Origin of the sequence: Paramaledivibacter caminithermalis DSM 15212 (genome assembly GCF_900142245.1) — a bacterium.
Lineage (GTDB): Bacteria > Bacillota > Clostridia > Peptostreptococcales > Caminicellaceae > Paramaledivibacter > Paramaledivibacter caminithermalis.
On record NZ_FRAG01000003.1, the window covers coordinates 24,916 to 37,593 of the forward strand.

The following is a 12,678-nucleotide window of genomic DNA, read 5'->3' on the forward strand; positions in this document are numbered from 1 at the left end:
TGCTAAGTGCAACTAACAAAATTATACCCGTTTTTAAGGGGGTGGCAAGGTTTTGATATAAATTTTAAGTAAAATCAATGGGTTAAGTTAAAGATTATTCTTAAATCTTTGACAATACCTCAAAGGGAAAAGAAGGGGAAAAATGAAAAAAACACCTCACAAGTATTTCTACCTATGAGGTGTTCTGCGACACAGAGGAACCGTCCCCTTTTGTCCCACTAAATAACAGTAATTTGAAGTTTATATGGCTCGTTTTTGGAAGCCCCACTATCATACTTTACTTTTACATAATATACTGAATTTGAACTTATATATATGTGATCTATGTCTCTTCTTCCTGAAGCTATTAACCTTCCATTCTCATCATAAAGATAAATGCTACAATCTATACCAGCACCTTCATCAAGATTAAAAAATCCTTCTCCAGTTTTAATTGGATTAACTTTAAACCAATCTTCTTTATCATCTTTGCTAACTACTCCAACTACATGGTATGATTTACTAGACATTATTTGAACATTATTAGCCTCACTAATGCTATCATTTGATTCACTTTCAACTATAATTTCACCCGAAAAAGCAAATGCAACTGTTCCCATTGAAAATATCATACAAATCACACAAAAACACACTAAAAACTTTTTCATTTTTTTACCCTCCTTTAATTGTTGGTATTGTCAAAAGTTTTTGTCAAAAACATATGCAAATTTAGTATCTACAAGGGTTTAGGCTTTACCCCCCTATACTTTGCCTTTCTGCCTGGTAATTGCTTAAATATTTGTGTTGAAATCTTTGTCAAGGTCAGGCTGAAAGACTGTTCACTTCAACCTTTACAAAGATTTTATAAGCAAATTATAATTCTCTATTACAGGCAGAAATAATAAATTTTCAGAATATTTTTTTCATAATTCTTTTGACACTACCTAATTGTTAGAGCCATAGGAGACGGTTCTTTTGTGATGTTTTTATAGAATGCCCTCTGACTATATATTATCATATAATAATTAAAAAAAATGTAGAAATATGAATTTTTGTAAATTGTAAGAAAATATTAAGAAATAAGATATAACCAAAGGAACATTAAACTATACAATAATTTCCAAAAATTAGTTAATCTAAAATATTTTGAATATGTTCTAATCCCCCCACCTAAGAATAAAAAAGAGAGGATAGGGAAAATGATACATATATAGACCGACACAAAAGAACCGTCCCCTTGTGTTCCCCTGTGAGGTGTCTTGCGACACAGAGGAACCGTCCCCTTGTGTTCCCCTTGTGTTCTTCAAAGGGGAGGAATGAAAAAAACACCCCACAAGTATTTCTACCTGTGAGGTGTCTTGCGACACAGAGGAACCGTCCCCTTGTGTTCTTCCCCTTGTGTTCTTCGTGCCTAGCTCCGTTGCTTTTGGTTACTATTGAACAGCAATACTCCAGTTAGTTCCATCATAAGTTGCATCATAAGTGTTAGAGTTTCCTGCTTCATCTGTAATAGTAAATGTAAATGTATCTCCACTTACTAATCCTCCACTAGCACTAGTAATTGCAAAATCTACACTAGAAGCATTTTGTGCATTTATAGATACAGCCTCTTTTTGAATAGTTTGAGAATCTAATGTAGTTGTAACATCAGAGCTATCAGTAATATCAATAGCTATTGCTGTAGCACTTTCTGTATTAATTGCAGCAGTTGGTGCAGTATCGTCAACTGTTAATGTAGCAGTAGAAGCTGTTGAAATGTTACCAGCTGTATCTACAACAAATAATTTGTAAGTTCCTTCAGTAGCTGGTGAAGTAATATCAGTTGCAGTTCCATCTCCTACTAACTTAGTCATTGTAGCACCTTCAGTGAATGTTGTAGTTCCCGCCGGTGCAAACCAAGCTGTATTTCCATCAGCTGGAGCTTGATTTAATGTTACAGTTGCGCCACCCTTTACAACTTGCGCTGAGGCAAATACTGAATCTTGAGTTGTTGGTGCAACATCATCAGCTACATTAACTTTTACAGATATCGGATCAATATTCAATACATCTTCAAAAGTAATTGTTAAAGTAGTTGTACCTGCTGCATTAATAGTTAACGCATCGCCACTACCATCAAGATTGGTATCACTGGAGATAACACCAGTATTTGAACTGTAGATAGCTGCTATTTCAGCATCATCTAGAACATCAGCTGTTCCATCATTATCTTTATCATAAGGATTACCTTCTGTGTCTTTTCCAACAATGTTTTCAAGCACAGCTGTAAGTGCATTAGAATCACTTTCATTTAATGCTAATGTATTTTTAGTTAATGATACAGAACCTAATTGTGGGGTACTGTCAACAACTGTTATATCAAAAGTGGCAACTTCTAGAGTACCAACTTTTGCAGTTGCAGTTACAGTTCCTTTTTCATTAGCATCTACTGTAACTACCTTACTAGTTTCTGCCCAGTCAACTACTCCTGCATTATTATCGCCATTTACTATAGTAGTATCATCTGCATCTTTAAATGTCCAATCTGCATCTACTGAATCACCAGCTATGTTGCCATCTGCATCTACTGGATATAGTGTCAATGTCAATTGATTGTCAGTTGCATCTGCAACATCCAATACATTGTCATCAGCAGAATTTTCTATTACATATCCTGTAACAACAGTTCCTGCCTCAAGTACTTCTACACTTATAGAAGTTTCTATTTTATCATCACCTGTACCATTTGATAGAACAATAGTTTCAGTTCCTTTAGCTTTTGGATCTATTGTCAGTGTAGCTTCTCCATCAGCATCTGTCTCTCCACTCATTGTTGCATCAACGATATCGTTTCCATCTTCTTCATCTATTGCTACTGCAACAGTAGCTCCTACTACAGCATCTCCATATTGGTCTTTTACTGTAACCTTCACAGCCTTATTAGGTGCTGAATCCGAGATAGATATACTTGTTTCAGCAACTTCAATAGTTGTAGCTTTAGCTGCTGCTTTTACTTCTACAGCAATGCTCTTTTTAAAGTCGCTATTCGTATCTGAAATAACTATTGTAGCTGTTCCTTCTGCAACAGGAGTTAATGCACCATTTGTTTCATTTATAACTAAAACAGTTGGATTCTTAGATTCAAAAGTGAAATATCCATCACTTGTTACATTAGTACCATACTGTCCATCAAACTGATCTTTTACAAATGGGAACAAATACATTGTAGTTTCATCAAGTTTAATAGAAGTTTTTATATCATCAGCTGCCAAAGCAGAATAATCAGCTACTTCACCATCAGCGTCAATTGTGAATCCTTCGTAAGTAACAGCTTTAACATCTTCTGCAACTAATACAAATTGAGTTGAATAAACTTTAGTACCATCTTCTTTAGTAACATATGCTTTACCTATAAGGTTTCCATCTATATAAGTTACGTCAGCTATAGAACCATCTGTAGCAACAACAGAAGTTGTTTGATTAGTTTCGTAACTAACTGTGAAGTCTCCAGTAACGTCGTTACCAGAAGCATCATAAACTTTTGCTGCAAGTTGTGCTGAGCCAGATGAAGGTAACTTATCTGTAGTAACTACAACAGATGCTGGAATAGCTTTATTATATGTTACTTCAACAGATCCCTCTGCTATTCCATTAACAGTTACAACATATGTTGTAGCATCAGCAAGACTATCTCCTAATGTCATAGTAACAACATTACCTGCTACTTTTACAGCATCAATGTATGGCTCGTTATATTCATTATCTTTTTCAACTATTGTAAAGTTAGAAGGTTTAACAGTTTCATTAACAAGATCTTTATTAAAAATTACTTTTATTTCTGTAGAAGTAACCGCACTAACACTCTCAACACTCAACTCTTCTACAATCTGAGTTTCACTTCCATCACCATTTACTATAACTGCTGGATTTGGTAGTGTTTGATTTGCTGGGTCTGCAGCCCACGTGTCAAAATCTAAATCAGTTCCTGATGTTAAGAAAGCACCTAAATTTGCTGATACTCCATTTACGTCAAGTATAATGTCTGAACCAGCAGTAGCTACGATTTCTGCAAAATTATCAGTTTGCTGAGTAATATACTCTAAAGAATAAAACTTATCACCAATTTGAGCACCTGAAATATCTTTTCCATCTACATTAAGAGCAAAAGCTGTACTCATAGAGGACAATGTCATAGCTGTAGCCATACTTACAGCCATAATTTTCTTAGATTTTTTCAATTCTATTACCTCCTTATTATTTTGTAACAGTAACTTAAAAAATTTCTCTTAAGTTTATTTTAATAGTTTAAATAGAAGAAATCAACAACTTGTTCACTGGTAGTTATTAGCATATATAAGAAATTCTACTTAATAGATATCTATTACTTTAAATTCTTTTTCCTGAACTTCTTCACCAACAACTATTAAATCAGTATCTACTAATTCATCTCCTACATATGCTTTAACAACAATTTCATCACCGTTTTGCATCATTGGAACCACATTATAAGTAAATGTTCCATTATCCATTACAGCTTCTTTTGTTTTTCCATCATAAACAACTTCTACCTTAGTTACATCTGAAGCACATTCTCCAGATATAATAGTAAGGAATACTGCGTTTTTAGCAACTGCATTTTCTATCTTAGTGTCATCTTCCTGATTTCCATTAATTAAAATTTCTTCTCCACTTTGATTTATGTATATACTTGGATTTGGCTCTGTTTGATTCTCTGGATTTGAAGACCATGTATCGAAATCATCTTCAGTACCAGATGCAAAATAAGCCGCTAGATTCGCTGATTTTCCATTTACATCAAGTATAATATCTAAACCAGCATTAGCTATTATTGACCCAAATTCACTTATATGGGTAAGAATATAATCTAAAGAATAAAACTTATCATCAATCTGAACCCCTTGTTTATCTTCTCCATCATATTCATAAGCAAATGATGTCAAACTTAGACTCATAACTAATACTATAGCCATAAATATAGGAGTAATTTTTCTTAATATTTTCAACATATTCACATCCTATTTTACTTTTAGATATATTGCAATCCATATGCATAAACACATATGGATTGCATAATATATTTGGCTTTAGATTATTCAGCAGTTATTGTATCAGTATCAACTAATTCGTCTCCAACATAACCTTTGATTACTACTTCATCACCAGCACCAATCATAGGAACTATATTGTAAGAGAATGTTCCATTTTCTATTTTAGCTTCTTTTGTTTTACCATTATAGATAACTTCTACCTTATCTACATCAGAAGCACAATCTCCAGTTACTGAAGTAAGGATAGCTGCATTTTTAGCAACCGCATTTTCAATCTTAGTATCATCTTCTTCTACATCTTTTAACTTTTCAATCTTAGCTTCGCAAGCTTCTAATTTTTCAACTAAGTCAGAATCAACTTCTTTTTGTTGAGAAGCTGTTAATTCTTCATAAGCTTCTCTTGCAGCTTTTACATCATCTTCATCATCTAAAGTAATATCATCAGGATTTGGTAAAGCATCGATAGCTTCTTCAACAGCTTCAACATCTTTGTCTACTTCATCTTCATCCGGAGTATACTCATCCATAACAACAACCATTTCAACGTCGCCATCATTGATGATTAATCTTACATATGAATCTTCTTCGATTTCAGAGAAATCTTCTCTAGAAACTTTATCATACTTATTATCTTCAAGAGTTAATACATATACTCCTGTTTCATCAGTTAACTTGTAAGAACCTTTGTTGTAAGCATCTTTGTCTAACTTAATAACATCATTTTCGAACTTATCAACTTTACCATAAGCCATTTCATAATCTTCGCTTAAATCAGCTACTGCTGAAGTTTTAACTACTTTATCATCGTAAACTGCTCTAACTACAGTGTCTTCGATTTCGCCATCTTGGTTAGTTGTAAATACTATGAAGTCACCTTCTTCAACAAGACCTTTCTTTTCTAACTTCATAGTTTTTTCAGTTCCGTCAAATAATTCAACTTCTACTACCCAATCGTCACCATCATATTCTGGGTCACCTTTAACGTAAGCACTAGTAGCATCTCCACTTAAGTCATAGTTTTCAACGAATACTACGAACTCAGCATTGATTTTATCTTCATCAGTTACTATTACAACTGTTTTTCCATCAGCTTTTTCAACATTTGAATCTTCTATATTTTCCCAAGATATAACTGAAGGATCAACTTCGTCATTATTTTCATCTTCATATAAGCTCATGATAACAGTATCATCTTCGATATAGTACTTATCACCATCTGCTACAATGTAATCTTTGTCATCATCAAACCCTTCGATAGTATATTGAACTTTACCAACATACTTGTTTGAATCTTTGTCTAATGTAGCAATTACTTTATACTCATCAGTATCGATTTCGCCATCTTTAGTTAATTCGAAAGATACGATATCTCCTTCTTTGATTGTCTTGTAATCATAGTCATCATCGAACTTGTAAGTTTGATCGTCATCTTCCTTAGTCCAAATCTTAACTGCATCGTCACCACTGCTTAAGAATCCATCCTTAACTACTATACCGTAAAGTGTATCAGAAGATTCTTCTACATCAGTAACGATATGTCTTAATTCACCTTTAATGTCAATAACAGCTTTTACAGTTTCTTTAGCTGCATCTTCAAGTTTCTCTGCATCATTGAATTTCTCTGGATCTTCTTTATCACTTTCTAATGAATAAGTTGCTCCACCAAATAATTCATCTACATCATACTCTGTGCCATCTATCTTAGCAGCATCATCTTTAATTCTTTCAAGCTTACCTTCGATTACGTTTCTTACAACGAATCCGTAAATGAAAGTGTCACCATCTAATTCGTTAACTTCTGCAGTGTATATTAAATCATCTTCTTGTAAATCTTCTAAAGTAATTTCTTTACCATCTAAGAATAATTTGTAACCATCTTCAGCATCGAAATCTACTTTATGGTTGTCAGCAGTTCCTTTTAAACCTTTTACATATTTCTTATCTTCGTTAATTTCTTTTACGATTACAGCTTCATCGTTGAATTTGTAAAGATCAGCAAAGATAACTTCATCATCTTCGTCTAATATAAATCTACCATATAATCCTTCATCAAATCCATCTTTAGTGTCTGCGTCAGTTGCATCATCAACTTCTTCATTGTTGATGTATAGTGTCATCTTGCTAGATAATTCTAAATCATCATCATCTGCATCAGCAAACTGAACTGTTACTTCTGTGATTTCATCATCTTCTTTAGTAATCTCAGTGATAACACCAACTTTAACATCTTCTTCATCAGTTGTTACATCGATATAAACTACTTCATCATCATCATTTAAATAGATATCTGCTTCTAATCCTAATAGATTAGTAGTATTCGCATCGCAAATTACTTCATAATCAGTTTCTTTATTATCTTCGTCTTTAACTGTGATTTCATTTTCCTTTAAATCATCATCAATCTTAGCAACGCCTGTGATTTGTCCTTCTTCAATAATAGTTATGTTTAATTTTTCTTCTAATAAAGTTACATCAGTTTCTTCCCATTTATTACCATAGATGCTGTCACCATAAGCTGTTTGCTTAATCATCTTAGCATCTAATGTGTTGTCAAGCATTACAGCAACTGAACCTCTATCAGCTGTTCCTGATGGTGCAAATTTAACATCTTTAGTGATGTCTAATTCTGCAGCCTTAGATACATAGTTTCCTGGCCATGGTCCTCTAAGGAATTCATCTTTGTATCCTAATGTTCTAACTAACATTGTAACCGCTTGAGCATATGTTACTTCTTCAGTTGGAGCAAAAGTACCGTCTCCCATTCCCTTTATGATTCCTTCGCCAGCAGCTACATTAATGTATCCAGATGACCATCTGTCAGCTGCTACATCTGTAAACTGAGTAGCTCCTTCTGCAGCTCTAGCAGCAGAACCTAATCCTAATGCCTCAACTACCAATTTAGCAAATTGTTCTCTTGTAACTTTTAATTCTGGATGGTATTTGCCATCATCCATACCATTAACAATACCAAATGCTGCTAATCTCTCTACTGCTTCTTTAACATCTTCGTCTTTAACGTCTGAAGTTACTCCAGCAGCAAAAGCAAAACTAAAGCTTCCAAGTACTAGTGAAAGTACTAATACTAAAGATAGTATCTTTCTCATGTGTCATTTTCCTCCTTTAATATTTTCTTTTTGTTTTTTATAGGGGTTAATAAAATCTATCAATCCACCCATCCCCTACAAGGCGAATGATATAATTTCTATAGAAGCGAAGTAAAACTTATCCTAAGCCTTTCTTCACATTCTAAGCAAAATTATAACCTTGACCAGCTATAGAGTCAATCAAATGGGACTTAATGTAATAAAACTGTAATACTAAAGCTGTTTTATCTGATAATATCCGTCAAGGCTATGACAACTACATAGATAATTATACTCTAAATAATGTATAATTACCATTACAGTAATATTACAATTAGTTACACAGGGGTTACATCTATGATTTATAAGGCTGTCCACAAAGCCTGCTACATAGATTATATATATTCTAGGTTATATGAAAAATTCCTGCAAAAAAAGAAAAAAGAACTAAATCTATTTGATTATAAGATTTAGTCCCTATTGTTTATAATATAATGACTTATATCCTATTTATTATCAAGGGCAGCTTTAACAAAATCTCTAAACAATGGATGGGGTCTTGTAGGTCTTGATTTGAATTCTGGATGGAATTGACCCGCCACATACCATGGATGGTCCTTTAGCTCCACTATTTCAACAAGTCTTTCATCTGGAGATATACCGCTTATAATGAGACCTTTTTCACATAGTACCTCTCTGAAATGATTGTTGAATTCGTATCTGTGTCTATGTCTTTCATATATCAAGTCTTCTCCATATGCAGCATGGGCCTTTGTACCCTCATATATTTTACATGGATATATACCTAGTCTCATGGTACCCCCCAAATCTTCTATATCCTTTTGCTCTGGCATAAGATCTATAACTGGATTGGTGGTTTCTGGATTCAACTCGGAGCTGTGGGCATCCTTTAGATTAGCCACATTTCGTGCGAATTCCACTACCGCAAGCTGCATTCCAAGGCATATGCCTAAGAAAGGCACTTTGTTTTCCCTTGCAAATTTTGCAGCTAATATTTTACCTTCTACTCCCCTGTCACCAAAGCCACCAGGAATAAGTATTCCATCAGCCCCCATTAATATTTCCTCAAGGTTGTCATCATTTAGATCCTCTGAGTGTACCCAATGGATTTCTACCTTTGCCTCGTTGGCGATTCCTGCATGCTTTAGTGCTTCTGCAACGGAAAGGTAAGCATCCTTTAGTTCTACGTATTTTCCTACTAAGGCTATTTTAACAGTACTTTGAGGATTTTTTTCTATTTCAACGATTTTTCTCCACTCCCTTAGGTCTGGTTTTTCACAATCAAGCCCAAGTCTATTGCAAACCAATTGAGGCAAGCCTTCCTCCTCTAGTATCAAGGGAACTTCGTATAGTGTATCTGCATCTGGATTTTGAACTACATTATTAGGATCAAGATTACAGAATAGACCTATCTTGTCCTTTATTTCTTCTGTTATGTTTTTTTCGGTTCTGCATACTATTACATCGGGCTGTATACCTATTTCTCTAAGCTGTTTTACGCTGTGCTGGGTAGGCTTGGTTTTAAGTTCTCCCGCCTTTGATAGGTATGGTATAAGTGTAACGTGGATATACATTATATTTTCTTTACCAACCTCGTATTTTATCTGTCTAATGGCTTCTAAAAAGGGCAGGCTTTCTATGTCTCCTACTGTACCACCGATCTCTGTTATTACTACATCGGGATTACTGTCTCGGCTTACTCTGAATACTCTGTCCTTTATTTCATTTGTTATGTGGGGTATTACCTGTACCGTCGCTCCCAGATAATCTCCTTTTCTCTCTTTATTTAATACCGACCAGTATATTTTCCCTGTGGTAACATTACTGTATTTATTAAGGTTGATATCGATAAATCTCTCATAGTGACCAAGGTCTAAGTCTGTTTCAGCTCCGTCATCTGTTACAAAAACTTCTCCGTGCTGATAGGGACTCATAGTACCTGGGTCCACATTGATATAAGGATCAAATTTTTGAATAGTTACTTTTAATCCTCTTGCCTTTAACAATTGTCCTAAAGATGCAGCTGTTATTCCTTTTCCAAGGGATGAAACTACACCGCCAGTGATGAAGATGTATTTGGTTGACATAAATTACCTCCTAGTATTAAGATTGAGATTAAGATTAAGATTAAGATTAAGCGTTTGGGTCGAAGCTTTTAAGACTCAGAACAAAATTAAGGGTTAGGGTCAAATAAATGATTATATTTTAGGTTTCCAATTTTCAAGAGTTTTTACAACTTTATTGATCTCATAAATTAGACATTTTATTTCTTGTATTAATTTGTCTACTGTGTCTTCATTAAAGTATCCTATGTTGACTCCGTATATTAAGTGATGAATCGTTTCATTTACTGAGCCTCTAGCAAAAATGTAAAAATTCTTTTTATCCTTTAGATGTTTTCTTCCAAAGCCTTCTGCGATGTTTGCACCTATTGAGTTGGCTGATCTTCTTACTTGAGAGGTTAGTCCATAGTCTTCTTTTCTAGGTAGCTTATCGCTTAGCTTAAATACTTTCATGGATATATTCATAGCTTGTTTCCATATGGGCATTTGGTTAAAGGTTTTATACATGGGACAATCCTCCAAAAAAAGTGAGAAGTCACCCCTGGGGGTGACCTACCTTGGTTTTTTTTATCTGTATTGGCAGGGCACCCATAGAGGGTGCTCTTTTTTTAGTATTTTTTAAGGATTGATTGTTTTTTATTTCATAACTATAATAGTATATACTGAGTAAACTTAGGAGTCAAGGGAAAAATGCAGGTTTTGTATAATGTCCAGTTTTTGTCTTATGTCTGTAATTCCTTCTATACTTTGCTTATATCCGTCATATAGGGCTTTATGATTGTTATCCATTTTATTTTCTAATCTTACCATATTTTTTCTATTTTTTCCATATTTTCTTCTATTCTTGCTAAGTCTTCCTTAGTAGCCATATTTTCTTTCATTTCCTGCATTTCGGAATACATCTTTTCCATTAAATTAAACATTTTTTCATCCATAGATACTCAACTCCAATCCTAAAATTATATATCTAGAATATCATAGATTATGCTATGGAACAATTTTTTTGTGCTAAAATCCATGTGATAGATACAACATATTAAAACTCTCGTGATAGAAACTAGCACAATAGGTTAATTTAAAATTGTTTCTATGGCTTTTTCAAGCTGTAGGTCTTCTATACCATTATAGTATACTTCTACTATCCTTTCATTTAGTTTGTTTCTTGTTTCATAGTCTAATGAGCCCCTTGGATCTAGCCCTTGTGCTTTTTGGAATTTTTTTATTGATTCAAGGGTCTTTTCATCCAGTATTCCAGAGGCTTCTACATTATATCCCAAGTATTTTAGTCTTTGCTGTGCTCCATAGATATTTAATCCTTTATCATTAAGGGCAGGTATTACGTCTTCTATCATAGGTGCAAAGGGTGAAATATCCCCTTTATCTTCTTCATTTACGTTCTTTATGACTATATCGGGAGTAAGCCCTATACCGTCTATCCTTCTTTCGTTAGAAGTTAGATATTCGGCTATGGTGAGCTTTATTGCCCCTCCATTTGTAATGGATATAACATCCTGTACAGTTCCCTTACCGTAGGTCTGGGTACCGATTATAATACCTGACTTTGTGTCTTGCACAGCTCCTGCAAATATTTCAGATGCACTGGCACTTCCTTCGTTTACTAGCACTACTAGGGGCTTATCTATTCTTTTTTTTCTTGAGATATAGGTATCCTTCTTATCACCCTTGTATTTTATATGGACTATTGGCAAATCTTCTTCAATGAAATAGTCTACAGACTTAATAACCTCCGACAATAGTCCTCCTGGATTATTTCTAAGGTCAATAATAAATCCTTTTACATCCTTGGCTAAAAGCTGATCTAATGCCTTTTTAAAATTTTCATTGGTATTCTCGTTAAAGGTTGTTATCTTTATATATCCAATGTTATTTTCAATAATTTCGTATTCAACAGGGTTTACCTTTATGATATCCCTCGTTATATCAAAGTATATTACCTCAGGATTTTTTCCTCTGATTATTCCAAGTCTTATTTTTGTATCTGGTTCTCCCCTCATTAGCTTTACTACTCTTTCAAAGTTTGAATCCGTTACATCAACACCGTCCACATACTTGATTATATCTCCAGGCTTTAGTCCTGCCTTGTCCCCAGGAGTGCCCTTGATGGGTGATACTATTGTGACTTTTTCATTCCTTACTCCAACCACAACACCTATTCCTCCGTATATGCCAGAACTGTCTATATCAAATTCTTCATATTCCTCTGGACTGAAATATGTGCTGTGTCTATCCAATGCATCAAATAATCCCTTATATGCTGCTTTCATCAGTTCTTCTTCTGATACTTCATCCTTATATTTTTTTTCTATGTATTTTATCATAGAGCCTAGGTAATTTAGTCTTTCCTTAAGACTTTCAAATTCTATCTTTGGTTCTTTAGCATATGAAAATCCCGTTGATAGCATAGTCACTATTAGTATTAGTGCTATGGATAGTTTTTTGAATCTTGTGGTTTTAAACATTGTT

General features: G+C 34.1%; 9 protein-coding genes. All 9 read right to left on the bottom strand.

What is annotated here, in order from left to right; all coding sequences use genetic code 11:
* Positions 1-218 precede the first annotated feature (218 nt).
* The gene (locus BUB36_RS01790; protein ID WP_073146683.1) at positions 219-647 is read right to left on the bottom strand and encodes a hypothetical protein; all 429 of its coding nucleotides are present in this window, start codon (positions 645-647) and stop codon (positions 219-221) included.
* A 765-nt stretch (positions 648-1,412) separates the two neighbouring features.
* Positions 1,413-4,196, bottom strand: coding sequence for an Ig-like domain-containing protein (locus tag BUB36_RS01795; RefSeq protein ID WP_073146684.1), 2,784 nt, complete (start codon positions 4,194-4,196; stop codon positions 1,413-1,415).
* A gap of 129 nt (positions 4,197-4,325) precedes the next feature.
* Positions 4,326-4,985 (bottom strand): hypothetical protein, encoded by a 660-nt coding sequence (locus BUB36_RS01800; protein WP_073146685.1) that lies wholly within the window; start codon positions 4,983-4,985, stop codon positions 4,326-4,328.
* 83 nt (positions 4,986-5,068) lie between these two features.
* Positions 5,069-8,131, bottom strand: coding sequence for an S-layer homology domain-containing protein (locus tag BUB36_RS01805; protein WP_073146686.1), 3,063 nt, complete (start codon positions 8,129-8,131; stop codon positions 5,069-5,071).
* A 485-nt stretch (positions 8,132-8,616) separates the two neighbouring features.
* Positions 8,617-10,218 (bottom strand): CTP synthase, encoded by a 1,602-nt coding sequence (locus BUB36_RS01810; protein ID WP_073146687.1) that lies wholly within the window; start codon positions 10,216-10,218, stop codon positions 8,617-8,619.
* A 111-nt stretch (positions 10,219-10,329) separates the two neighbouring features.
* The gene (locus BUB36_RS01815) at positions 10,330-10,701 is read right to left on the bottom strand and encodes a four helix bundle protein (protein WP_073146688.1); all 372 of its coding nucleotides are present in this window, start codon (positions 10,699-10,701) and stop codon (positions 10,330-10,332) included.
* 165 nt (positions 10,702-10,866) lie between these two features.
* Positions 10,867-11,004 (bottom strand): hypothetical protein, encoded by a 138-nt coding sequence (locus BUB36_RS19970; protein WP_207550739.1) that lies wholly within the window; start codon positions 11,002-11,004, stop codon positions 10,867-10,869.
* The gene (locus BUB36_RS20325) at positions 10,998-11,129 is read right to left on the bottom strand and encodes a hypothetical protein (protein WP_278247796.1); all 132 of its coding nucleotides are present in this window, start codon (positions 11,127-11,129) and stop codon (positions 10,998-11,000) included. Before BUB36_RS20325 ends, BUB36_RS19970 begins: the two co-directional genes overlap by 7 nt.
* Before the next feature lie 135 nt (positions 11,130-11,264).
* On the bottom strand, positions 11,265-12,674 hold the full coding sequence (locus tag BUB36_RS01820) for a S41 family peptidase (RefSeq protein ID WP_073146689.1): 1,410 nt from the start codon (positions 12,672-12,674) through the stop codon (positions 11,265-11,267).
* Positions 12,675-12,678 lie beyond the last annotated feature (4 nt).

Coding starts and splice junctions, on each gene's coding strand:
- BUB36_RS01805 (WP_073146686.1), bottom strand. CDS start 8,131: ATGAGAAAGATACTATCTTTAGTATTAGTACTTTCACTAGTACTTGGA.
- BUB36_RS01800 (WP_073146685.1), bottom strand. CDS start 4,985: ATGTTGAAAATATTAAGAAAAATTACTCCTATATTTATGGCTATAGTA.
- BUB36_RS01820 (WP_073146689.1), bottom strand. CDS start 12,674: ATGTTTAAAACCACAAGATTCAAAAAACTATCCATAGCACTAATACTA.
- BUB36_RS01815 (WP_073146688.1), bottom strand. CDS start 10,701: ATGTATAAAACCTTTAACCAAATGCCCATATGGAAACAAGCTATGAAT.
- BUB36_RS01790 (WP_073146683.1), bottom strand. CDS start 647: ATGAAAAAGTTTTTAGTGTGTTTTTGTGTGATTTGTATGATATTTTCA.
- BUB36_RS20325 (WP_278247796.1), bottom strand. CDS start 11,129: ATGGATGAAAAAATGTTTAATTTAATGGAAAAGATGTATTCCGAAATG.
- BUB36_RS01810 (WP_073146687.1), bottom strand. CDS start 10,218: ATGTCAACCAAATACATCTTCATCACTGGCGGTGTAGTTTCATCCCTT.
- BUB36_RS19970 (WP_207550739.1), bottom strand. CDS start 11,004: ATGGTAAGATTAGAAAATAAAATGGATAACAATCATAAAGCCCTATAT.